This window comes from Frankia sp. AgB1.9 (assembly GCF_016786355.1).
Classification (GTDB): domain Bacteria; phylum Actinomycetota; class Actinomycetes; order Frankiales; family Frankiaceae; genus Pseudofrankia.
The window spans coordinates 1-1,489 of record NZ_JADWYX010000263.1; the positions used below are offsets into that span (position 1 = coordinate 1).

The window sequence follows — 1,489 nt, forward strand, 5'->3', positions numbered from 1 at the left end:
TGCCGGGTTGCCGTGGGGCAGGCTCGGTGTCGGTAGCCGCTGGTGGGTGAGCGCTCTTTGGCCCTGGGCTGTGGTTGAGCCCTGACCCCAGATCGCGCCCCTGCTGGTGGTCGGGAGGTCTGATCACCGATGGGATGTCGTGGCTGCCCGTGAGGGTGTGATCACTGGTCCATTAGGGCGTGGTGGGTCTCCCGTGGCTGCCGGGTTCTGCTGGTGGCGAGCCGTGGGAGGCGTGGGTGTTGTTCGTCGGGGACGACTGGGCGGAAGATCATCATGATGTGGAGGTGCAGGACGAGACCGGGCGGCGGTTGGTGAAGGCCAGGCTGCCCGAGGGGCTGGCCGGGGTCACCCGGTTGCATGAGCTGGTCGGGGCGTATCTGGACGAGGACGCCGACCCGACCGAGGTGGTGGTCGGGATCGAGACGGACCGGGGTCCGTGGGTGTCGGCGCTGGTCGCGGCGGGCTACCAGGTGATCGCGGTCAACCCGATGGCGGCGGCCCGGTTTAGGGAGCGGTACTCCACCTCGGGTGCGAAAAGCGATGCTGGTGACGCGCACGCGTTGGCGGACATGGTCCGGATCGACCGCCACCAGCTGCGTGCGGTCGCGGGAGACAGCGACCTCACCGAGGCGGTGAAGATCGTGGCCCGGTCGCACCAGACGCTGGTCTGGGACCGGACCCGCCAGGTCCAGCGGCTACGCGCCACGCTGATCGAGTCGTTCCCGGCCGCGGTCGCCGTGTTCGAGGACCTCGACGCCGCCGACAGCCTGGAACTGCTCGCGAAGGCACCCACCCCGGCGTTGGCCAGGCGGCTGACCATCGCGCAGATCTCCGCCGTCCTCAAACGGGCGCGGCGCCGCGACATCGCCGAGAAGTCACGCAAGATCCGTGCCGGCTTCCAGGCCGCCCAGCTCCCGGTCCGCCCGTTGACCGCCGCCGCCCACGGGGCGGTCGTGCGCGCCCAGACCACGCTGATCGCGACCCTGAACACCGAGATCGGCCTGCTCGGCGAGCAGGTCGACGCCCATTTTGGCCAGCACCCGGACGCTGAGATCCTCCTGTCCCAACCCGGACTCGGACCGATCCTCGCCGCCCGGGTGCTCGCCGAGTTCGGAGACGACCCGACCCGCTACACCCACGCCAAAGCCCGCAAGAACTACGCCGGCACCAGCCCCATCACCCGCGCCTCCGGCAAGAAAACCGTCGTCACCGCCCGCTACGCCCGCAACGACCGACTCGCCACCGCCCTACACCAACAGGCCTTCAGCTCCCTGAAAGCCTCCCCAGGCGCCCGCGCCTACTACGACCAGCTCCGCGCCCGCGGCACCGGCCACCACGCAGCCCTACGCCAACTCGCCAACCGCCTCGTCGGCATCCTCCACGGCTGCCTCAAAACCCACACCCCTTACCGCGAAGCAACCGCCTGGCCACACACCGTCACACTCGACACCGCCGCTTGACACCCAAAACCATGGGATGTCTGGGGTGG

General features: G+C 69.7%; 1 protein-coding gene. It reads left to right on the top strand.

Annotated elements, in window-relative coordinates:
* Positions 1-236: 236 nt before the first annotated feature.
* A complete protein-coding gene (locus tag I6A60_RS41010) occupies positions 237-1,460 on the top strand; it encodes an IS110 family transposase (RefSeq protein WP_203017434.1) in 1,224 nt (407 codons plus the stop codon).
* Positions 1,461-1,489: the final 29 nt, after the last annotated feature.